At 72.3% G+C, this 20,193-nt stretch carries 17 protein-coding genes; 7 read left to right on the forward strand and 10 right to left on the reverse strand.

Going from position 1 to position 20,193, the window contains the following annotated elements:
• Nucleotides 1–88 precede the first annotated feature (88 nt).
• Entirely contained in the window at nucleotides 89–2,971 is a 2,883-nt protein-coding gene (locus D1369_RS38320) for an AAA family ATPase (RefSeq protein WP_118082923.1), read from the forward strand.
• 77 nt (nucleotides 2,972–3,048) lie between these two features.
• The gene (locus D1369_RS38325; protein ID WP_007379858.1) at nucleotides 3,049–3,546 is read left to right on the forward strand and encodes a hypothetical protein; all 498 of its coding nucleotides are present in this window, start codon (nucleotides 3,049–3,051) and stop codon (nucleotides 3,544–3,546) included.
• Between the two features lie 181 nt (nucleotides 3,547–3,727).
• On the opposite strand, the gene D1369_RS38330 is transcribed toward D1369_RS38325, so the two are convergent.
• Complete coding sequence (locus D1369_RS38330) at nucleotides 3,728–5,683, reverse strand: peptidoglycan recognition family protein (protein ID WP_118082925.1); 1,956 nt, start codon at nucleotides 5,681–5,683, stop codon at nucleotides 3,728–3,730.
• 268 nt (nucleotides 5,684–5,951) lie between these two features.
• Nucleotides 5,952–7,088 (reverse strand): aminoglycoside phosphotransferase family protein, encoded by a 1,137-nt coding sequence (locus tag D1369_RS38335; RefSeq protein WP_007379856.1) that lies wholly within the window; start codon nucleotides 7,086–7,088, stop codon nucleotides 5,952–5,954.
• 243 nt (nucleotides 7,089–7,331) lie between these two features.
• Between D1369_RS38335 and D1369_RS38340 the strand changes: the two genes are divergently transcribed.
• Nucleotides 7,332–8,825, forward strand: coding sequence for a hypothetical protein (locus tag D1369_RS38340; protein ID WP_007379855.1), 1,494 nt, complete (start codon nucleotides 7,332–7,334; stop codon nucleotides 8,823–8,825).
• Between the two features lie 5 nt (nucleotides 8,826–8,830).
• Here D1369_RS38340 and D1369_RS38345 read toward each other — a convergent pair whose 3' ends face one another.
• Nucleotides 8,831–10,261 (reverse strand): PP2C family protein-serine/threonine phosphatase, encoded by a 1,431-nt coding sequence (locus D1369_RS38345; RefSeq protein WP_007379854.1) that lies wholly within the window; start codon nucleotides 10,259–10,261, stop codon nucleotides 8,831–8,833.
• Nucleotides 10,262–10,637: 376 nt separating this feature from the next.
• Here D1369_RS38345 and D1369_RS38350 point away from each other — a divergent pair, with 376 nt between their 5' ends.
• Entirely contained in the window at nucleotides 10,638–11,051 is a 414-nt protein-coding gene (locus D1369_RS38350; protein WP_118082927.1) for an SsgA family sporulation/cell division regulator, read from the forward strand.
• Between the two features lie 34 nt (nucleotides 11,052–11,085).
• Here D1369_RS38350 and D1369_RS38355 read toward each other — a convergent pair whose 3' ends face one another.
• The 6 genes from D1369_RS38355 to D1369_RS38380 form a co-directional block, all read right to left on the reverse strand.
• Nucleotides 11,086–12,183, reverse strand: a complete 1,098-nt coding sequence (locus D1369_RS38355) for a chemotaxis protein (protein WP_118082929.1) — start codon at nucleotides 12,181–12,183, stop codon at nucleotides 11,086–11,088.
• A gap of 294 nt (nucleotides 12,184–12,477) precedes the next feature.
• Nucleotides 12,478–14,064 carry an alpha/beta hydrolase gene (locus tag D1369_RS38360; RefSeq protein WP_037898872.1) on the reverse strand — a complete coding sequence of 529 codons (1,587 nt, stop codon included), beginning with the start codon at nucleotides 14,062–14,064 and terminating at the stop codon, nucleotides 12,478–12,480.
• Nucleotides 14,065–14,152: 88 nt separating this feature from the next.
• Nucleotides 14,153–14,896 carry a methyltransferase gene (locus D1369_RS38365; RefSeq protein ID WP_106433463.1) on the reverse strand — a complete coding sequence of 248 codons (744 nt, stop codon included), beginning with the start codon at nucleotides 14,894–14,896 and terminating at the stop codon, nucleotides 14,153–14,155.
• A 13-nt stretch (nucleotides 14,897–14,909) separates the two neighbouring features.
• Nucleotides 14,910–15,059 carry a hypothetical protein gene (locus D1369_RS38370; RefSeq protein ID WP_007379849.1) on the reverse strand — a complete coding sequence of 50 codons (150 nt, stop codon included), beginning with the start codon at nucleotides 15,057–15,059 and terminating at the stop codon, nucleotides 14,910–14,912.
• A gap of 353 nt (nucleotides 15,060–15,412) precedes the next feature.
• The gene (locus tag D1369_RS38375) at nucleotides 15,413–15,790 is read right to left on the reverse strand and encodes a nucleoside deaminase (RefSeq protein WP_007379848.1); all 378 of its coding nucleotides are present in this window, start codon (nucleotides 15,788–15,790) and stop codon (nucleotides 15,413–15,415) included.
• 15 nt (nucleotides 15,791–15,805) lie between these two features.
• Nucleotides 15,806–17,011, reverse strand: coding sequence for an MFS transporter (locus D1369_RS38380; protein ID WP_007379847.1), 1,206 nt, complete (start codon nucleotides 17,009–17,011; stop codon nucleotides 15,806–15,808).
• Nucleotides 17,012–17,069: 58 nt separating this feature from the next.
• Here D1369_RS38380 and D1369_RS38385 point away from each other — a divergent pair, with 58 nt between their 5' ends.
• From D1369_RS38385 to D1369_RS38395, 3 genes are read left to right on the forward strand one after another with little or no spacing between them, the layout of a single operon-like run.
• A complete protein-coding gene (locus D1369_RS38385) occupies nucleotides 17,070–17,447 on the forward strand; it encodes a MerR family transcriptional regulator (RefSeq protein ID WP_037898870.1) in 378 nt (125 codons plus the stop codon).
• Nucleotides 17,448–17,488: 41 nt separating this feature from the next.
• A complete protein-coding gene (locus D1369_RS38390; RefSeq protein WP_007379845.1) occupies nucleotides 17,489–18,265 on the forward strand; it encodes a GNAT family N-acetyltransferase in 777 nt (258 codons plus the stop codon).
• 53 nt (nucleotides 18,266–18,318) lie between these two features.
• Nucleotides 18,319–19,242 (forward strand): NAD(P)-dependent oxidoreductase, encoded by a 924-nt coding sequence (locus D1369_RS38395; protein ID WP_118082931.1) that lies wholly within the window; start codon nucleotides 18,319–18,321, stop codon nucleotides 19,240–19,242.
• Here the strand turns inward: D1369_RS38395 and D1369_RS38400 are convergent, their stop codons facing one another.
• Entirely contained in the window at nucleotides 19,243–20,124 is an 882-nt protein-coding gene (locus D1369_RS38400) for a GNAT family N-acetyltransferase (RefSeq protein ID WP_037898865.1), read from the reverse strand.
• Nucleotides 20,125–20,193: the final 69 nt, after the last annotated feature.

Here is a 20,193-nt window from a genome sequence, read left to right on the forward strand (position 1 = left end):
CACCCCCGAGGCGTACGCTGAGGTGCCTGTAGGTCACGGTGTGCGCTCGCTCCCCGCGCGGGTGTGCCGCCGTGACGGGGGGTGCGCCATGATGCAGCGCGGTGTTCGGAGCAGAAGGACTCTCCTGGAGCGGGAGAGTGAACTCGCCACCGTCGACGAGGCGTTGGGTGAGCTCACCGGGTTGCGTCCGGACGGTGCCGAACCGCACGGGCGCCCCCGCGGAGCGTTGCTCGCCGTCGCCGGACGCCCCGGCATCGGCAAGACCACCCTGCTCGCCGAGGTCCGCCGCCGCGCCGCCGCGCGGGGCTGCACCGTCCTGGCCGCCCGCGGCGGCGACCAGGAGCAGCGCGTCGCCTTCCATGTCGCCCGGCAACTCCTCCAGCCCCAGTTCGCCGGCGCGGGCGAAGCCGATCTCCGTGCCCAGCTGGGCAGTTGGTACGACATCGTCGGCCCCGCACTCGGCCTGTGCGCCCCGACCGACGGAGCGCCGCCCGATCCGCAGGGCCTGCGCGACGGACTCGACTGGGTCCTCACCCATCTCGCCGTCCTGCGCGCCCCGATGGTGCTGGTGCTCGACGACGCCCACTGGGCCGACCCCGAGTCCCTGGGCTGGCTGTCCGCGTTCGCACCCCGGGCCGAGGAACTCCCGATGCTGGTCGTCGTCGCCTACCGGCCCGACGAACTCCCCGAGCACGCCGAGTCGTTCAGGGCACTGCCCGGCCGGGCCGGCGGACGTCCGCTCGACCTGGAACCGCTCAGTGCCGTCGCCGTCGCCCGGCTGGTACGGGAGACGCTCGGCGCGCACGCCGACGACGCGTTCTGCCGGGAGTGCTGGGCCGTCACCGCGGGCAACCCCTTCGAGACGGTCGAACTGACCGCCAAGGTGCACGACCGCGGGGTCGCCCCCACCGAGGACGCCGCCCACCTGCTCCGCGACCTCGCCGCCGCCGTCAAGGGCAGCGGCCTGGTCGCCCGCCTCGAACGCCTCGGCGCCTCGACCGTCCGCTTCGCCTGGGCCTGCGCGGTCCTCGGCACCGAGATCCATCCCCACCTCGCCGCGGCCGTCGCAGGACTGGGCCACGAGGAGGCCGCCGACGCGGCCGACGACCTGCGCGGCGCCCGCATCCTCACCGGTGTCGAATCCCTGGAGTTCGTCCACCCGCTCATCGCCACCGCCGTCTACCGGGCCATCCCGCCAGGCTTCCGCGTCGCGCTGCACGGTCAGGCCGCCTGGTGCGTCGTCGACGACGGACGGGGACCCGCCGCCGCTGCCCGCCACCTCCTGGAGACCCACCCCGACGGCGACCCCTGGGTCGTGCAGCAACTGCGCGCCGCCGCGGCCGAGACCCTGCGCTCCGGCGCCCCCGACGCGGCCCGCAGCTATCTCGCCCGCGCCCTGCGCGAACCCCCGCCCTTCGAGGACCGCGCCGCCGTTCTGTACGAACTGGGCAGCGCCTCCCTGCTCACCGAACCGGCCACCACGGTCAACCACCTGCGCGCCGCCCTCGAAGAGCCCATCGCCGACTCCGCTCTGCGGCACCGCATCGTCTACCGGCTCTCCCAGGTCCTCGCCCACAGCGACCGCCTCGCCGAGGCCTCCGACACCCTCGCCCGCGAGATCGAGGTCACCGGCGACGCCCGCGTCAAGCTGCGCATGGTCGCCGAACAGTTCATGTGGGACGCCTTCCGCGCCGACGAACCCGACCACCCCTCCCGCTCCCGCCGCATGGCTCGGCTCGCCGACCGGCTCACCGGCCGCGATCTGACCGAGCGGTACATCATCGGCCTGCGCGCCTGGGACGCCGTCCTGCGCGGCGAACCCGCCCACATCGCCCTCCGCCATGCCGAGCGTGCCCTCGCCGGCGGCCTCGGCTGGGCCGATCCCGACTGCGGCTTCGAGGTGCCCGTCCTCGTCGCCCTCGCCTTCACCTACGCCGACCGGCCCGGCCGCACCGAGGAGCTCTTCGCCGCCGGGATCGCCGACTTCGAGCGCCAGGGCTGGCGCGGCGCCCACCTCTCCTTCGCCTACACCCTCCTCGCCTACGTCCGCTTCCGCCGCGGCCGCCTCGCCGAGGCCGAGGACTTCGTCCGCGCCGGGCTGCGGCTGGCCGAGCGTGTCGGTCCGGGCACCCCGGCCCACTGGTACGCCGTGGGCATCCTGATCGAGGTCCTGCTGGCCCGCGGCCGGGTCGAGGAGGCCGCGCAGATCGCCGAGGACTACTCCTTCGGCGCCCCCTACCCGGCCGTCGTGGTCTTCCCCGACGCTCAGACCGTGCGCGGCGAGCTGCTGCTGGCCCGCGGCCTGACCAAGGACGCGGCCGCCGAACTGGCCGCCGCCGGCCGCCGTCTGGAACCGCGCGGCATGCGCAACCCCGCGTGGTGCCCCTGGCAGCTCCACCTGGCCCGCGCCGAGAGCCACGACGCCCCGGAACGGGCGGTCACCACGGCCCTCGAAGCGGTGGCCCGAGCCCGGCAGTTCGGGGCCCCGTCCGCCGTGGGCCAGGCACTCCGGCTGGCCGCCGAGGTATCGCCCGGCTCGGCCCGGGTGAAGCTCCTGGAGGAGTCGGTCGCCCATCTGGAACGTTCTCCCGCCGCCTACGAGCTCGCCTGCGCGCTGGTGGCGCTGGGCTCGGAACTCCGTCGCGCGGGCCGCGCCCGGGAGGCCGCGGACCACCTCTACCGGGGCCTCGACACCGCCGTCCAGTGCGGCGCCGACGGCCTGGTCGAGACCGCCCGCGACGAACTGATCGCCGCGGGCCTGCGCCCCCGCCGTCTGCACAGCACGGAGACGGACACGCTCACGGCACGCGAACGTACGGCGGCGAACCTGGCGGCGCGGGGACACACGGACGAGGAGATCGCGAAGGAACTCGACGCCGACGAGCAGACGGTGACCCGCCTACTGTCGGCCGTCTGCCGCAAGCTGGGAACGGACAGCACCGGCCTTCGAACGCTGAGTGACCGCCCCTAGGGGGCGGCGGGAAAGCGAGACCAGCAGCCACGCACCTGTACCCGCACGAGCACGTGAGAGCCCATTACGATGGGCGCATGTCGTTCCTCCGCCGCCGCAGCGCAACCCCCGCCGGTCCAGACTTCGACGTACTGGCCATGGACCCGGGCGACTGGCCCGGCAACCTCGGCGCGGGGCTCCTGCCCGCCCCCGACGGCACCTGCCAGGGCGTCTTCCTGCGCTACGACCTCTTCGGCGGCCGCGGCCCCGCGATGATCATCGGCAACCTCCCCGAGGGCTCCCCGGCCCGCGAGGTCCCCGAGGGCCAGGTCCCCTTCGAGGTGGCCCAGCTGCTGATCGCGCTGGAGAACGACGAGGAGGTGACCGTCACCGACACCGAGGACATGCCGGTGATGCAGGGCGACAACCTCCTGATCGTGCGCCGCCTCAAGCTCTCCGAGAGCCGCATCTCCTGCGTCCAGTTCGACCGCAGCGACAACGTCCTGGTGACCATCGCCGCCTGGGACCGCCCGATCACGGACGACCTGTACGCCCTCCTCAAGCCCCTGCCGGCGGAGCTCTTCCAGCAGGGCTGAACCGTCTCACGCGGTCACCTTCGGCCGGGCCGCGACCGCCGAGTGGCGACGGTGTTCAGCCGCGACGGCAACGGCCGGCCACCGCCCACCCGGACCCGGACGGGCGGCTCGTGGCCGACGTCGGCACGTGGTCGTGCCGGGCGAGCGCCGACGACTGCACCGGCACCCTCCCGGACGTCTCCTACCGCCGCACCGAGGGCTTCACATCGACGTCCGCCGCCCGCACGAACGCCACCCGGTGGCCGTACTGGATCTCGTAGTACAGGTCCTTGCCGACCACGACCTTGTGCGAGTCCGTCGTGAAGGTGACCGCGTAGTAGTACTCGCCGGGCACCCGGTCACCGATCACGTACGTCTGGCCCTTGAGCACCTTGTACGGCAGTGGCGACACCGCCTGCGCCGGGACCCCCGTCGGATAGGCGGAGGCCTCGGGGTAGGCGCGGCCGTACACCGGGACGCTGTCGAGACCCTCCTTCGGCGTCACCACGAGACCGGCGGCGTTCACCGCGGTCGGGTCGCTCGCGGGGTTCCTGAACCAGGCCTTCTGGCCCAGGTACCAGATCGCCGTCCAGTCGCCGTCGCGGCCGGCGACCGCGTACTGCTGGCCGGTGGAGACCCGCGACGACAGGTCGTTGACGTCGGTCGTCGGAGCCCTGCCGCCCAGCCCGATGTCCGTGATGAGGGCGGAGCTCTCGTCGGGCGCCGAGTAGAGCCGCACCTCGCTCGAACCGTGGGACGCGCAGGGCTCGCCCTTGGTGACGCAGCCCGTGTACTGCGGCTGGTTCGTGGCGTAGTCGGGCCGGATCGTCACCAGGCCGCCCTGCTTGGGTGCGGTGGCCCGGAACGGGTGGCCCAGCAGCTCGAAGTAGTGCCGCCAGTCCCAGTACGGGCCGGGGTCGGTGTGCATGCCCGCCACGGTCGAGGTCGTGGGACCCGGCACGTTCTCGTGGCCGAGGATGTGCTGCCGGTCCAGCGGGATGCCGTACTTCGCGGAGAGGTACTTCACCAGCCGCGCCGAGGAACGGTACATCGCCTCCGTGTACCAGGCGTCCGGACGGGCCAGGAAGCCCTCGTGCTCCAGACCGATCGACTTGGCGTTGATGTACCAGTTGCCCGCGTGCCAGGCCACGTCCTTGGCCTTCACATGCTGGGCGATGTGACCGTCGGTCGAGCGCAGGGTGTAGTTCCACGACACATAGGTGGGGTCCTGCACCAGGTTGAGGACCCCCTCCCAGGAACCCTCCGTGTCATGGATGACGATGTACTTGATGCTCTGCGACGCCGGACGGTCGCCCAGGTCGTGGTTGCCGTAGTCGTTGTCCCCGAACTCCTCGTACGGCGCCGGGATCCACTCGCAGGACACCGTCTTCGGGCACTCGGTGTTGCCGGCGCCGAGCTTCCTGAGGCCCGTCCGGGCGAGCTGCGTGGTGTCGGGGGCGAGGTTCGGCCGACCGGTCAGGGCGACCTGCTGACCGGCGTCCGTGGTGCGTTCCTCGCCGGTGCGCAGCACGTCGAAGACGTCGTTCGCGTACGCCGCCGCCGTCGCGGTGTCGTCCGCGCCGGAGAAGCGGGCCACCGCGCCGTACCAGTCCGCGGGGTCCTGGCTCAGCGGCTCTCCCAGCTCCTGCTGGGCGGCGGCCAGCAGCGCGGCGCCGCCGGCGACGTTCGCCGCGGGGTCGGTGCGCAGCTCCCGCGTGCTCAGGCCGGTCAGCTCGGCGGCCTTCGGCAGGGTTTCCAGGCGGGCCGGGAGCCCGGCGGGCTCCGGGACCTTCGTGTCGGGCAGCAGGGCAACGCGGGCGCTGTCGCCGCGCGCGTCCTCCGTGCCTTCGCTGTGGTGCGGCGCCGAGGCGAGCGCGGTGCGGGCGTCCGTCAGGTGCATCGGGCCGTAGCCCCCGGTCACGCTCGGGACGCCGGCGTGGGTGTCCCAGCGGGACTGGAGGTACGAGACGCCCAGCAGGACACTCTGCGGCACGTGGTACTCGGCGGCCGCCGTGGCGAAGGCCCGCTGGAGACCGGCCGAGGAGTCCTCGGCCGAGGACGGGACCGCGCCGAGCAGGGGCAGCAGCAGGGCGGTGCCGGCCAGCGTGCCGACCACCCGCCGGGTGGCTCTGTTGGGGTCGGTGGCGGATCCTCGCAATGCAGCCTCCAGGGACGATCGAGTGCGATGAGCCGAGCGGGGCCGGACGTGCGTCAGTGCTACCGGCTTGTCGACGATCCGTCAATCATGCCCAGAGGCAGGAGATTTCCCATGTCAATGGGGGGCCGCGGGAGTTTCGTGGCGCAGGCCCGCGGGCCTGCGGGGCGTCAGTGGCGTACACCATTGACCGGCACCCGCGAAGGTGCCGCGGACATACGAAGGTCCGCGGCACGCCGCTCCACAGGGCGCACCGCGGACCTCCGTCCCCTCAGCGAGTGCCGACCGCCGCGCGTACGGCCCGACGGGCCAGCTGGCAGTCGTCGTGCAGCCGCCTCAGCAGCAGCCGCTGTTCCTCGCCGGACGGCGCAGCACCCGGGTGGGCAGCGCCCGGTGCCGCCGGGGTCGAGTCGTGCATCGAACGCTGCACGGCCGTCTCATAGGTACGGATCTCGCGGGTCAGTACGAGCATCAGGTTCACCAGGAAGGCGTCCCGCGAGGCCGGGCCCGCCGACTGGGCGATCTGGCTGATCTGACGGCGCGCCACCGGGGCGTCACCGAGGACCGACCACAGCGTCGCCAGGTCGTAGCCCGGCAGATACCAGCCCGCGTGCTCCCAGTCCACCAGCACTGGACCGGCCGGTGAGAGCAGGATGTTCGAGAGCAGTGCGTCGCCGTGGCAGAACTGGCCCATGCCCTGCCGGCTCGCGGAGTGCGCGATGCCGTGCAGCAGCTTCTGGAGGTCGCCCATGTCCCGGTCGGTCAGCAGCCCCAGCTCGTGGTAGCGGGAGATGCGGGCCGCGTAGTCGAGCGGGGCGTCGAAGGTGCCCGCCGGGGGACGCCAGGCGTTGAGCCGGCAGACCGCGCCGAGCGCCGCCCTGATGTCCGCGCGAGGCGGAGCCTCCGCCGGATGCCGGTGCAGCGCCGCCACCCGTCCGGGCATCCGCTCGATGACCAGGGTGCAGTTGTCGGGGTCCGCCGCGATCAGCCGCGGCACACGCACCGGAGGCCGGTGCCGGACGAACGAACGGTAGGCGGCTATTTCGTGCCGGATCCGCTCGGCCCAGACGGGGGAGTGGTCGAGTAAACACTTGGCGACGGCCGTGCTGCGTCCCGTCGTACCGACCAGGAGCACGGAGCGTCCGCTGCGGCGCAGCACCTGCACCGGGGCGAACTCCGGGCAGATCCGGTGCACCGACGCGATCGCCGTGCGCAGCTGGGCGCCCTGGGGGCCGGACAAGTCGAGTCTCCCGCTGAGCGGTTGGGTGCCGAGCCCCGGAACGCGCCGTGCCCTGCCCGTACCCGGTACGGGGGCCGTCGGCCGCGCGGGGTCGAGGTAGGGGCCACCGCCCGGGCGGAGATGCGGCGACCGGGGCGGGGCGGACACGGAGGACGATGCTGCGTACATGGGCGAGACAGATCCCTTCGTGTGCCTGCTGTGCCTGGAGAAGCAGCGCGCCGCCCGGCCCGGACCACCGGGTGCACCCTGGGGAATGTCCCTGTGCGGTCCGGGTCGGGGTGGCGCGTTCCTACCTCAACGCATATGCCCCGTGGCACACCATCTGGCGGACCCTGGCGAACCCTGGCGAATAGTCCCGGAGCAACTGACCCGGGGCTACTGTCAACTCAGCCGAGAACCTGGGGGCTTGACGTGAGCGGACAACCCAACACCCGACTTTCGGACCTGTTCGGCCTGGCCGGCTGGTCCAAGGGTGAACTCGCGAGGCTGGTCAACCGGCAGGCGGCGGCCATGGGCCATCCCCAGCTGTCGACCGACACCTCCCGGGTGCGGCGCTGGATCGACATGGGAGAGATCCCGCGCGATCCCGTGCCGCGGGTGCTGGCAGCTCTGTTCACCGAGCGTCTCGGCCGTGTCGTGACCATCGAGGACCTCGGTCTGGCCCGGCACGGGCGTACGGGAAAACGGCAGGGCGACGGGAGCGCGGAACATCCCGACGGCATGCCGTGGGCGCCCGACCGAACCGCTGCGGTCCTCACCGAATTCACGGGAATGGACCTCATGCTCAACCGACGCGGCTTGGTGGGTGCGGGTGCCGCGCTCACCGCGGGATCCGTGCTCAGCAGCGCCATGCACGACTGGCTGCACACCGATCCGGCCCTCACCGCCGATGCCCCCCAGTTCGACGACCCCCTGCACGCCGACCCCGCCGGGTTCGACCGTTACGAGGCCGCCCCCATCGGGTCGCAGGAGATCGAGGAGCTGGAGCGCTCCGTCGAAGTGTTCCGGGCCTGGGACGCGGCCCGCGGCGGCGGCCTCCAGCGCAAGGCGGTCGTGGGCCAGCTCAACGAGGTGGGCGGCATGCTCGCCTACCGGCACCCCGACCATCTCCAGCGGCGCCTGTGGGGTGTCGCCGCCAACCTGGCCGTCCTCGCGGGCTGGATGTCCCACGACGTCGGCCTCGAACCCACCGCCCAGAAGTACTTCGTGATCGCCGCGCATGCCGCGCGGGAGGGCGGTGACCGGCCCCGCGCCGGCGAGGCGCTCTCCCGGGCGGCCCGCCAGATGGTGCACCTGGGCCGGCCCGACGACGCGCTCGACCTGATGAAGCTCGCCCGATCCGGTTCCGGCGACGAGGTGCTGCCCCGCACCAAGGCGATGCTCTACACCATCGAGGCCTGGGCACAGGCCTCGATGGGCAAGGGCCAGGCCATGCGCCGCACCCTCGGACAGGCGGAGGACCTCTTCGTCTCCGACAAGAGCGACGTGCCGTCACCGAGCTGGATGCAGACCTTCAAGGAGGAGGACCTTTACGGCATGCAGGCCCTGGCCTACCGCACGCTGGCCGAGCACGATCCGAGTGCGGCCGCGCACGCCCAGCACTACGCGGAGAAGGCCCTCGCCCTGCGGATCGACGGACGTCAGCGGTCGAAGATCTTCGACTTCCTGTCGATGGCCTCGGCCTGCTTCATCGCTGACGACCCCGAACAGGCCGACCGCTACGCCCGGTTGGCGCTGGTCTCGATGGGCTCCAACTCCTCCCACCGCACCTGGGACCGGCTGCGTCAGATGTACCGGCTCACCGCCGAGTACGCCGGCTACCCGAAGATCAACGAGCTGCGCGAGGAGATCAGGCTGGCACTGCCGAAGCCGAAGGGAAGGGGTGGCAACAGCACACGGGCATGAGGTTGTTATGAAGTCACCTTGGCGATGAGCACGCAGGCGTCGTCCTCGCGCTCGGTCTCACCGAACTCCTCCATGACCATCCGCACACAGTCCTGCGCGGTGCGCGCCCTTTCGAACCGGGGGGCCAGGTCCAGGAGACGGTTCACGGCAGCCGCGCTGTCACGCCCGGGCACCAGTCCGTCGGTGTGCAGCAGGAGCAGGTCGCCCGCTTCGAGGGTCTCCTCGGCCTGCGCGTAGACGGCTCGGGAGGTCGCGCCGAGGAGCACGCCGTCGGGGGAGTGCAGCCGGCGCCCCGTCCCGCCCCGGAACAGCAGCGGGGCGGGGTGCCCGGCCTGCGCCCATACGAGGGTGCGGGTCCGGGGACGGTAGCGGCAGCACACCGCGCTGCCGAGAGCCGGCTGCACGGTGGCGTCGAGCAGCTGGTTGAGCAGGGCCATCAGCCGGCCGGGCTGGGTGCCCGCCATCGCCATGCCGCGCACGGCGCCCAGGAGGGTGGCCATGCCGGAGGCCACGGCGACTCCGTGACCGGTGAGGTCGCCGACACTCAACAGAGTTTCCCCGTCGGCCAGTTCGAGTGCGTCGTACCAGTCGCCGCCGATCATGGTGCTCGACGACGACGGCAGATAATGGGCGGCCAGGTCCAGGGTCTCGGCGCCCTGGTGCGGGAGCCGCAGCGAGCCACGCCACGGCGGCAGCACGGCCTCCTGCAGTTCGACCGCGAGCCGGTGCTCGCTCTCTGCGTGCTGCTGGTGGCGCCGTAACGAGTCACGGGTCTCGCTCACCGCCCGTTCGCTGCGGCGCAGTTCGCTGACGTCGCGCAGCACGGCCCACATCGAGGCGGTGCTGCCGTCGGCGGCGAGCACGGGCTCGCCCATCATGTGGACGGTGCGCACCTCGCCGTCCGGGCGCACGACGCGGAACTCGCCGTCGATGCGCTTGGCGTCGACCAGACAGTCCGTGACCATGACCGTCAGCTTCGGCTTGTCCTCGTCGAGCACCAGAGAGGGGAGCTCGTCGAGGGTGAGCGGGGGAGCGGTGCGGTCGCGGCCCAGGATCTCGTACAGCTCCGCTGACCAACTGGCCTCGTCCGTCAGCAGGTTCCACTCGGCGCTGCCGACCCGGCTGAGCAGCGAGCCGCGCCGGGGAGCGGGCGGCGCGGTTCGCGCGGCCGGCTCCGCCCCGGCTGCCGAGGGCGCGGGCCGCGGGCCGTCCCGCAGTTGGGCCAAGTGCGCGTCCAAGTCGCTGAGTTGGTGCAGCGCGAGGTCGTAGAGCGCGCGCTGCCAGCGCTCCTGGGGGTCCGAGTCGTCGCTGGGTGCGTCCCGTCGTACGGCGTCCACGTCGCCCTTGAGTCGCCGCGTCTGCGTGATGAGCGCGTCTACCGAGCCGCGTTCTGGCGGCTGGGCGGCGGGGCGGTCCGCGGAGAGGTGGGACGGCATGACGCACTCCGATGCGGGGACGGTTCGACCAAGGCGGGACGGAGAGGGACCGTTACGACTGTGGCACAGGCCGCGACGCGCTGTAAGGGATTTGGCAACACACGACACGGTGGTGCTTCTGGCATATGCCACAGTCTTCGCGGAGCGGTCGTACCGGGCTTGCCGTCTACCCTGTTCGATGTCTCAAGTCGTAGGTGGCGTACGTGACTTGGCGGGTCCTCGGGGTCGTCGGCCCGGTGTTCATTTATGTGTTCGAGGGTCCTGTGTTCTAAGGAGTGTGGCACGGGCCGGCCGGATGGAACGAGTGTGATGCGGGTCACATAATTCACCCCTCGTTCGGACGTAATGCAAAGGGGGTCCGCGTGCTCCTAAGAACATGGACACAACCTTCGAGCAGCCCGCCCGCGCCCGCCTGATCACCGCGGAGAACCAGGAACTGCCCGTCCCCGCCACCCTGCGCTACCGCTCCACCGACCCGCTGGCGGTGTGCGTCGACTTCCCGCCCGAGGTCTCTCTGGACGGGCAGGGGGTGACCTGGACCTTCGCCCGTGCCCTGCTGGAAGAGGGGTTGCGCGGGCCGGCCGGCGGCGGTGACGTGCACATCTGGCCGTGCGGCCGGGACATCACGGTCGTGGAGTTCCACTCGCCGTACGGCCTCGCCCTCCTCCAGTTCCCCACATCCACCCTGCGCGGCTTCCTGCTGCGGACCTACAGGGTGGTCGGCCCCGGACGGGAAGACCTCGACGAGGCCGTCGAGCGGGGGCTCAGCGCGCTGTTCGGGAGCGTATGAGCGGTGCGGGGCGGCTCGGTGGCCGCTCTCCCGCTCAGTACCGCAGTACCCCGGCGATCCCGTCGACGCCGCCCAGCGTGCCGTCCGGCACGAAGCGGACGTCGGCGCCGGTCTCCAGGCACTGTTCGACGATCTCGTCCACGATGTCCTCGCGGGCGTCGAGGTCACCGCTCTCGGCCGGGACCAGATGGTCGCCGCCCCCGTCGCGGACGGTCACCCGGTAGTTCTCCTCGACAGCCAGCAGTCGTACCCGGCCTTCCCGGGCGCTCTGCCAGATCTCGTCGACGCCGGCCGCGAACGCCCGCCGCCCGCGCGCCGATTCGAGCTCGCGGGTCACCGCGTCGGCGCTCTTGCGGGCCTCCGCGGCGACCAGCGGGCCGACCGCCTGCCACACCGCGTCCGGGGTGCCGTGCGCGAGACCGCCGTGCGGGACGTGCACCGCGTCCCTGGTGACGCTGCCGACATCGTCCAGCGCGGACAGCGCCGCGGTCTCGCCGGTGATGTACAGCGGCCGCGGTTCCTCACGCAGAAGCTTGGCCACCGCGGTGTCCGTGTCCCGCAGGAAGTGCCGGGTGTCCTCGTCCCGGAACGTGCTCGGCATGTCGCCGATCCGTTCCAGTCGCTCGGCGTCGAAGTTCTGGCGGGTCCTGGTCAGCGGGAAGCCGCCGCCGCGGTGCTCGGCGACCCGGTCGACGCCGCCGTTCCACAGGGTGGCGCGGTCGGCGGAGACCGACAGCACCCAGAACGGCCGCTCGGAGGCCTGCGCGGAGACGAGGTTGCGGGTCAGGAAGGTGTCCGACAGCACCACGCGCTCGGGAACGGGGCGGGCCAGGGACCACACCTGGTGCTCGCCCGGCGCGGCGAAGATCACCAGTCCGTCCTCGGAGTGCGCCAGATCGATCTCGGTGAGGGCCTGGTCGAGCTGTCGGGCCACGTCGATGCGTCGATCCCGGGGGACCGCCGGGTCGGTCTCCAGCTGCTTCTTGGCCTCGGCCACCACATTGCGCAGCCGGACCGGGTCCTGGGCGTTCTCGGGTTCGCGGCGGTGGGTCGGCGTCAGCACGGACACCGCCGGATAGGCGCGCGGGCGGCGCAGTTCGGAGAGGGTCGCAGGGCTCAGTGCGTGCTCCATAACAGCACCATAGGGCCGATCGGCCGATCAGGCATTTGGGGCAACTTGATCGGGCATTCAGGGTATTTCATGGTGGAATTTATGATCTTGCGGCGCTCGGACCGCGCGAGTCGGCGGTGACCGCACTGGTCGGACGGCTCACCGCGGCGGGGCTCGACATCAAGGGTCCCAGCCGGAGATCGGCCGCTTCAACGCGGACCTGCGCGAGGCGTTGGGCGAGGACAGCTTCACCGGTGCGGCGACGGCCATGCGCCGGCTCGCGTACTGGGAGCCCTAGGGGGACCAGGGGGTGCCTCACTCGTCGCGTTCGGCCCCGCACGAGCTGCCGTTCGGCGGCAGGCTGCCGTACAGCAGGAAGTCGTCGACCTTGCGGTGCACGCACTTGGAGGAGCCGTAGCCGGTGTGGCCCTCGCCCTTGTTGTCGAGGACGACGGCCGAGTCGCCGAGGCGCTTGGCGGTCTCCACGGTCCAGCGATACGGCGTCGCCGGGTCGCCCCGGGTGCCGACGAGCAGGATCTTCGCGGTGGGGACGTCGCGCACCTTCTCGCGGATGAAGTCGGTGCCCTTCGGACGGCCGAAGCACATGAGGTACTCGGTGAGCCTGTAGCGGCCGAAGACGGGGGACGCCTGTTCGTAGGCGGCCCGCAGCCGGGGCAGGTCCGCGGTGATCCGGTCGGCGCCGGGGCGGTCGGGATCGTCCGCGCAGTTGACCGCCATCAGCGCCGCCGGAAGATTGTCGAGCGGCACGTCCTCCGCGTCCACGAGGGGGGCGTGCGTCGGGTCGTCGGAGAGCGGGCGCGCACGGGTGAGGACGCCGGAGCCGCCGCTCGCGAAGCTGAGGACCCCCGTGGTGTCGCCGTCCTCCACGAGCTCGGCGAGCGCCCGCTCCAGAGAGGGCCACAGATCCTCGCTGTAGAGGGCCTGGCTGATGGCGCCCACGAGGTCCTGTCCGGTGAAGTCGGGGCCGAAATCCGTCGGCACCGGGTCCTCGTCCAGCGACGCCACGAGCCGCAGGACCTGCTCACGGGCACCGCGTGCGTCGGTGCCGAACGGACAGGCGACGTCCTTCACACACCAGCCGACGAAGTCCTCCAGTGCCGTCTGCTGCCCGGCCGCGCCCGCCACGCCCTGCTCGGACAGCGGCTCGGTGAGGGTGTCCACACCGTCCAGCACCAGCCGTCCCACCTTCTTCGGGAACTGGGTCGCGTACACCGCCCCGAGCCGGCTCCCGTAGGAGAAGCCGAGGTAGTTGAGCTTCTTGTCGCCGAGGGCCTGGCGCATGATGTCCAGGTCGCGGGAGACGTTCACCGTGCCGATGTGCCGGAGCACGGGCCCGGAGTGCTTGGCGCACTCGGCGGCAGCATCCCGCAGCCTCCCGAGCACGGCCCGCGTATTCTGCGCGACGGCCGTCTCGTCGTCGGTGGCCGCCAGCGCCTCGTCGGTGCCGGCGCCGCAGCTGACCGGCGAGGACCGGCCCACTCCGCGCGGGTCGAAGGACACCACGTCGTACTCGTCCGTCAGACCCATGAAATCGTCGCCTGCGCCCGCGAGCGCGGGCACGCCCGGGCCGCCCGGGCCGCCGAAGTTGATCAGCACCGAACCGCGCTTGTGCTTGGCCGTGGACCGGTAGCGGGCGAGTGCCAGGTCGAGGCTGCCCTCGTGGGGCTTCGCGTAGTCGAGGGGAACAGTGACCTTTCCGCACTGCAGATCCTTCGGTGCCTCCATGCCCACGCACTTCGACCACTTGATCTTCTGGCCGTAGAAACGCGACAGGTCAGGTCCGGAGCCGTCCGCGGCCACGGCCGGCAGCCCGGCGCCGAGCAGGGCCAGCCCGACAGCTCCGGACACAGCGCATCGTCGCCTCGTCACCTTGGCGAGCATCCATGCCTCCAAGGACGCCCATCGGCGCCCTCCGATCACGATAAGCGTCCCTCCCACAGCACGCCTCCGGACGAGCGGGGACGCCCGCTCACCCCCGCCGGTCCGCCGTCACCGCCGTGAGCAGCACCATCCCGGAGTCTCCGTGGTCCGGGAGGGTCGGATCGGTGTCGACGCGGGTGACGGACAGCTCCCGGGTGAGGGGGGCGAACACCTCCGTGACGGTCGCCGGGCTCACGGGACAGCCCGGCCAGCGCGAGGTCGGCCCGATGCGGTAGGTCGGCATGTTCTCCATGAACGCGGCCACCAGGTACCCGCCCGGCACCACACAGCGGGCGAAGGCCCGGCAGAGGTCGGCGAACTCGGCCCGGTCCTCGGTGGCCCCCTCGGCGACGAAGTGCATGGACGCCAGCTCGTAGTCGCCCGGCTCCAGTTCCCGGACGTCCGCGTGGATGACCTGCACCTGCGCCAGCGACGCGGCGAGGGTCCTCGGGAGGTCGGGGTTGAGGCGCCGGCACAGGGCGTCGAACGGCAGCCAGCTCGCGTCCGGCCCGCAGACGATCTGCCGGTGCAGATAGGCAACGTTGCCCGCGCCTGCCTCGACGGCATCCACCCGACGGCTCGCGGCGGACGCCAGGATCAGCGGATAGAGGTTGGGCCCGGCACCGAACTCCACGGAGCGGGCGATCCCGCCCGGGGGCAGACGCCGGTAGAACGCGGAGTGGTGGGCGATCACCTCGGCGTCCGCGTGATGCAACTCCCGGTAGTTCTCGGCGAGATAGTCGGCGACCGGCCAACGGTCCCAGTCCACGTCGTCGTTGTGCGTCGTCGTCACCGTATCCACCTCCTCACTTCCTCGGCCGCAGCCGGAAGCGTTCCGCCGGCGCGGTCAGCGTGGCGTTGAGCCGGTCGATGTCCTCGTCGATGTCGAGCGCCGTGATCTGCGCCCGGAAACCGACCCGGTCGCGGGTCACGAGCGGGTGGGCGGCGAGCGTCACGTAGATGCCCTCCTGCGACAGGAACGCGGCGACCGCGGAAGGGGTCGGAGGCGGCGAAGTACTCCTCCAGGACGTTCATGACGTGGTAGTACGTGTCGCCCAGGCCCAGGGCTAGGGGTGGGCGGACCGGTGCAGCCGGATGCCGACGAGCACGGCGCAGACGCCGGCGAGTCCGATGACAACCGACACCGGTGTGCGCGCGGGGCGGGGACGGCCATCGGCCGACGTGCGGACTGGACGGGCAAGCGCCTCCCCCCACTGGCCGTTGGAGGAGACCGGGCCCTCGACCAGGTCCGGGATCCTCTTCGATCGTAGGCACCGGGGACAGGTGCTGCATCCCGGGAAGTCGGGCGTCAGCGCCGGTGGAACCGATGGTGCAACTGCCGTACACGCTCCGTGAACTCGGGCACCGGGCCCGCCACGACCACACCGGGCACGACCTCGTTGACCGGCAGGGTCCGCACCGGTCGCGCCGGCACGCCCAACTGGCCCAGCCACTGGGCCGGCTGCTCGGACGAGGCGACGTACACGATGCGTCCGAGGCCCACCCAGGCGTGCGCGGCGGCGCACATCCGACAGTGCTCGCCGGAGGCCACGCGGTTGTGGTCCTCGGCGAGGATCTCGCCCTCGGCGCCCACCAGGACCGAGCCGAACGGCTCGTCCCCGGCCTCCAGCGCCTCGGCCGCCGGCTCGACCCAGCGGCGCAGATAGGGCAGTTCGGTGTCCTTCACGGCCGTGCGATGGGCCTAGGAGCATCCCCGCCTCGGCGGAAACGCGTTTCGCCTGCTGAGGCCGACCACCGCGAGGGCCGTCACGACCAGCGGCAGTGCCGTCCAGGGCAGGGCGCCCGCGCCCAGGTCCGCCAGCACCACGCCGCCGGTCAGCGAACCCGTCGCGATCCCGGCGTTGTACACCGTGGTCTGCAACGACGTTGCCGCGTCCGCCCGCTCCGGGCCCGAGGCGTCGACCAGCGCCGTCTGGATCAGCGTCGGCGCGCCCCCGAAGGCCACGCCCCACAGGGCGACCGCGACCAGCATTAGGCCCGGCACCCCGGCGGCCAGCCCCAGCACGGGCATCACCGCCGCGCACAACCCCAGCGCGCCGAGCAGCGCCGACCGCGGATGCCGGTCCACCAGCATCCCGGTGAGCCAGATCCCCACCACCGTGGCCGCTCCGAACACCAGCAGGAGCACTCCGGTACGGCCGAAGCCGGCATGCGCCGCGAACGGCGCGACATACGTGTACATCGTCTGGTGCCCCACCAGCAGGAACAGCGTGACGCACAGGACGGCGGGGACGCCCGGCAGCGCGGCGACCCGGACGAGCGGCACGCGCGCGTGCGGCGCCTCGCCCGGCAGACCGGGAACCCGCCACCGCACCCAGCCCACCAGCAGCACGGCGAGACCGGCCAGCAGCCCGAACGCCGTGCGCCAGCCCACCGCCCCGGCCAGCGCCGTACCGGCGGGGACGCCCAGGGACAGGGCGAGGGTGATCCCGGCGAGCACGATCGCGATCGCCCGGCCGCGCCGCCCGGCCGGCACCATCCGGGCCGCGTACCCGGCGAGCATCGCCCAGAGGATTCCGCCCATGCAGCCGGCCACCAGCCGTGCGGCGAACGTCAAGGGGTACGAGGAGGACAGCGCCACCACCGCGTTGCTCACCGCGAACCCGAGCAGAGCGCCGATGAGCACCGGCCGGCGCGGCAGCCCGCGCAGCAGCGCCGTGAGCGGGACGGCGGAGGCGAAGGACGCGGCCGCGTACCCGGTGACGAGGAAGCCGATCCGGGTCTCGGAGACGCCCAGGGACGCGGCCATGCGGGGCAGCAGGCCCGCGGGCAGCAGTTCCGTCAGCACAGCGGTGAAGGCGGCCGTAGACAGGGCGAGGAGCCCGGACCACGGCAGCGGGGCGGAGGCGGGCAGGGCCGTGCCCTTGGCCGGGGAGAGGGTGAACATGCGACCATGCTCGGACCCTCACATCAGTGTGAAGGCAAGGGCGAGCCGGGAGCGCGTGATGAGAATCGGTGAACTGTCCCGTCGTACCGGAGTCCCCACCAGGCTGCTGCGCTACTACGAGGAGCAGGACCTGCTCCACCCCGAGCGGGCCGACAACGGCTACCGCGCCTACGGCGAGGCGGCCGTCCGGGACGTCCAGCAGATCCGCGGTCTGCTGGACTCCGGCCTGACCACGGAGATGATCCGCACGATCCTGCCGTACCTGTCGGCGCCGGAGGAGATCCTGCTGGCGCCCGAGCACCTGACCCCGGAGACGGCCGCCCTCCTGGAGGCCCACGTCGACCGCATCCAGGCCCGGATCGACTGCCTGGCCCGCAACCGCGACCGGCTCAGCGCCTACCTGGCGGCGGTGCGCGAGGAGGCCGGGCGGCCGTAAACGGCATTGCCGCGGAGACCTCCGGGTGATGGAGTGAGCCCATGGATCATGTCGCGGTACTCGCCCTCTTCGACCGGAACATGCGCGAAGGCGCCCAGCCGGACGGTCCCGGTGCCCGTGTCGAGCGGGTCGGCAGGGTGGTCCGCCAGGTCGCCGCCGAGCACGGCTGGAACGGTGTCGTCTGGTCCGACCTGGACGAGGCGAGCGCCGACCGGGCGATCGCCGAGCAGATCGCGTACTACACCCGGCTCGGCCGCGAGTTCGAGTGGAAGCTGTACGGGCACGACCTGCCCGTCGACCTGGGAGAGCGGCTGCGGGCCGCCGGGTTCACCCCGGAGCCCGAGGAGACGCTGATGATCGCCGAGGTCGCCGATCTCACCCTGGACGTCGAGCCGCCCGAGGGGATCCGCTTCCTGCCGGTCACCGACCAGGCGGGCGTCGACCTCGTGGCGGACGTGCACGAGAAGGCCTTCGGCACCGACAGCACCCGGTTGCGGCACCAGTTGCGCGCCCGGCTGCGGGACGATCCCGACACCGTCGTCGCGGTCGTCGCGCTCGCCGGGGACGAGCCGGTCAGCGCGGCCCGCATGGAGCTCGTGCCCGGCACCCGCTTCGCCGGCCTGTGGGGCGGCGGCACCGTCGAGGGCTGGCGCGGCCGTGGCATCTACCGCGCCCTGGTCGCCCACCGTGCCCGCTCCGCAGTGGAGCGGGGATACCGCTACCTCCAGGTCGACGCGCTGGCCACGAGCCGCCCCATCCTGGAACGCCTCGGGTTCGAGCCGCTGTCGATCACACAGCCGCACGTGTACCACCCGTAGCGTCCAGTGGGCGCGGATGTCACATCCGGGCCCGCCCGGTCCGTCGCACCGGTATGACGACGAACCAGCACCAGAACATCCTCCTCGCAGGCGCGAGCGGCGTCCTCGGCCGCCACATCGCCAGGGCCCTGACCGACGCCGGTCACAAGGTCACCGGACTGGGCCGGGGCGAGGGCAACGGCGTGCGCGCCGATCTCATGGACCGCGACGCCCTGCTGCGGGCCGTGGACGGCGAGCATTTCGACACGGTCGTCCACGCGGCGACCGCCCTGCGCAAGCCGCCCGTGCGCCACCGCGACATGTACGCCACCGACGCCCTGCGCACCGAGGGCACCGCCCATCTGATCGAGGCGGCCCGGGCCACCGGAGCACGCCGTTTCGTCACCGAGTCGATGGTCTTCGGATACGGCTACGGCGACTTCGGCGACCAACCGATCACCGAGGACGACGAGTTCGGCCCGCGCGGCACCGACCCGGAACTGGAGCGGCATCTCGCCGGCATGCGGGTCAAGGAGCAACTCACTTTCGGTGCGCCAGGGTTGGAGGGTGTCGCGCTCCGGTTCGGCCTCTTCTACGGCCCCGGCGGCACCGACGCCCTGCTGCCTCTGCTGCGCAAGCGGCAGCTGCCCGCTCCCGCGGACCACGGCCGGGCCCTGCCCTGGGTGGAACTCACCGACGCGGCCCGCGCGGTGGCCGCCGCGGTCGAACACGGGCGCGCCGGGCAGGCGTACAACATCGCGGACCGCACCCCGATGGGCTTCCGTGCCCATCTGCTGTGCGTGGCCGCGGAGTTCGGGCTGCCGAAGCCGATGTCCGTGCCCCTGTGGCTGACCAGGCCGATGGGGTACGCGCACACGATGTTCTCGTCGAGCATGCGGGTGTCGGCGCGGAAGGCCGAGCGGGAACTGGGCTGGACGCCCGTGTACCCCTCCGGCCGTGCGGGCCTGGCCGCGCTGCGGGCCGCGACGACCCGGTGATCACAGGTCGAGCTGGTACTCCAGGGCCTTGTGCGTCGGCACGTATCCGAGGGAGTCGTTGACGGCGAGCATCGGCTTGTTGCTGTCCGCGGTGTCGGTGCGGAGCCCGGCCAGTCCCGGGTGCCGTTCGAGGGCGTGGCTGATGGCCGCGGCCTTCATCCAGCGGGCGAGGCCATGCCCACGGTGTCCGGGGAGCACGGCCGTGCCGTAGTGCCGGCCGTCGCCCGACCCGTCGCCCGGCACGACCAGTTCGGAGAAGCCGACCACGCTGCCGTCCGCCTCGTCCAGCACGGCGACGGTGTGCAGCAGCTCACCGCGCCGCGCCACGGCCTCCGCCGCCGCGACCACCCGCTCAACGTCCCAGACGACCCTGCCGAAGTCCGTGCCCTCCATCGGCATGTCGTCCATCGCCCGCCGCGAGTGGGCGAACGACTGCGCCAGCGCGTCGGGCACCGTGCCCTCCCACTGGGTCAACCGGTAGCCGGGACGGGGCAGTTCGAGGAGTGTGTCGATCGCGGACCGATCGACGTCGGCCAGCGGGAGCCGGGTGTACGTGAGCGCCAGGACCTGCCTGAAGCCCCGTGCGGCCAGGAACAGATCGGCGGGGGAGCCCTGTTCCGCCTGGGCGATCACGGACCGCCGCCGTTCCACCCTCGCGGCGTCCACGGCGGCCTCCAGAAGCCGGGTTCCGACGCCCTGCCGCCGCTCGGTGCCGTGCACCGCGAGTCGCAGTTCGGCGAGGTGCTCCTGCCCCGCCCTCGTGAACAGCCGCAGGAAGGCGGACCCGAGCGGGACACCGTCGTCGCCGGAGGCCAGCCAGGCCAGACGGCGGCTGGAGGCGGCAGGCCGGGGATCGGCGAGGGGGGTGATGTCGAAGGACAAGTGCGTCTCCGTCACGGAGGGAGGGGCGGCGGGCGCGTGAAGCCTGCCGTCGGGCCCCGGCGTCCGCAA

Origin of the sequence: Streptomyces sp. CC0208, from assembly GCF_003443735.1 — a bacterium.
GTDB lineage: Bacteria > Actinomycetota > Actinomycetes > Streptomycetales > Streptomycetaceae > Streptomyces > Streptomyces sviceus.

Bases quoted from the DNA above. Each gene is read 5' to 3' on its own strand.
- D1369_RS38350 (WP_118082927.1), top strand. From the start codon at position 10,638: ATGGACACAACCTTCGAGCAGCCCGCCCGCGCCCGCCTGATCACCGCG.
- D1369_RS38360 (WP_037898872.1), bottom strand. From the start codon at position 14,064: ATGCTCGCCAAGGTGACGAGGCGACGATGCGCTGTGTCCGGAGCTGTC.
- D1369_RS38380 (WP_007379847.1), bottom strand. From the start codon at position 17,011: ATGTTCACCCTCTCCCCGGCCAAGGGCACGGCCCTGCCCGCCTCCGCC.
- D1369_RS38335 (WP_007379856.1), bottom strand. From the start codon at position 7,088: ATGTACGCAGCATCGTCCTCCGTGTCCGCCCCGCCCCGGTCGCCGCAT.
- D1369_RS38345 (WP_007379854.1), bottom strand. From the start codon at position 10,261: ATGCCGTCCCACCTCTCCGCGGACCGCCCCGCCGCCCAGCCGCCAGAA.
- D1369_RS38385 (WP_037898870.1), top strand. From the start codon at position 17,070: ATGAGAATCGGTGAACTGTCCCGTCGTACCGGAGTCCCCACCAGGCTG.
- D1369_RS38390 (WP_007379845.1), top strand. From the start codon at position 17,489: ATGGATCATGTCGCGGTACTCGCCCTCTTCGACCGGAACATGCGCGAA.
- D1369_RS38395 (WP_118082931.1), top strand. From the start codon at position 18,319: ATGACGACGAACCAGCACCAGAACATCCTCCTCGCAGGCGCGAGCGGC.
- D1369_RS38325 (WP_007379858.1), top strand. From the start codon at position 3,049: ATGTCGTTCCTCCGCCGCCGCAGCGCAACCCCCGCCGGTCCAGACTTC.
- D1369_RS38320 (WP_118082923.1), top strand. From the start codon at position 89: ATGATGCAGCGCGGTGTTCGGAGCAGAAGGACTCTCCTGGAGCGGGAG.
- D1369_RS38355 (WP_118082929.1), bottom strand. From the start codon at position 12,183: ATGGAGCACGCACTGAGCCCTGCGACCCTCTCCGAACTGCGCCGCCCG.